Origin of the sequence: Stenotrophomonas maltophilia group sp. RNC7, from assembly GCF_030910085.1 — a bacterium.
Taxonomy (GTDB): Bacteria; Pseudomonadota; Gammaproteobacteria; order Xanthomonadales; family Xanthomonadaceae; genus Stenotrophomonas; species Stenotrophomonas sepilia.
The window spans coordinates 1-615 of record NZ_JAVFVN010000615.1 but is presented as its reverse complement, the minus strand read 5'-3'; the positions used below and the strand labels follow the sequence as shown (position 1 = coordinate 615).

1 protein-coding gene is annotated in these 615 nt (G+C 65.0%); it reads left to right on the top strand.

What is annotated here, in order from left to right:
- On the top strand, positions 1 to 615 hold a 615-nt coding region (locus tag RCF13_RS11755; protein WP_308141207.1), incomplete at both ends, for an adenosylhomocysteinase.

Here is a 615-nt window from a genome sequence, read left to right as displayed (position 1 = left end):
AGGGCGGCGACGCCACGCTGATGCTGCACCTGGGCACCAAGGCCGAGAAGGACATCTCGGTGCTGGCCAACCCCGGCAGCGAGGAAGAGCGCGTGCTGTACGCCGCCATCAAGAAAACGCTCGAGCGTGATCCGAAGTGGTACTCGACGCGCCTTGCCCTGATCAAGGGCGTGACCGAGGAAACCACCACCGGCGTGCACCGCCTGTACCAGATGTCGCAGAAGGGCGAGCTGGCCTTCGCCGCCATCAACGTCAACGACTCGGTCACCAAGTCCAAGTTCGACAACCTGTACGGCTGCCGCGAATCGCTCGTCGACGGCATCAAGCGCGCCACCGACGTGATGGTCGCCGGCAAGATCGCCGTTGTCGCTGGCTATGGCGACGTGGGCAAGGGCTGCGCCCAGGCGCTGGTCGCCCTGCGCGCCCAGGTGTGGGTCACCGAAATCGACCCGATCTGCGCCCTGCAGGCCGCCATGGAAGGCTTCAAGGTCGTGACCATGGAAGAAGCCGCCGCCCACGGCGACATCTTCGTCACCGCCACCGGCAACTTCCACGTCATCACGCGTGAGCACATGAACGCCATGAAGGACCAGGCGATCGTCTGCAACATCGGCC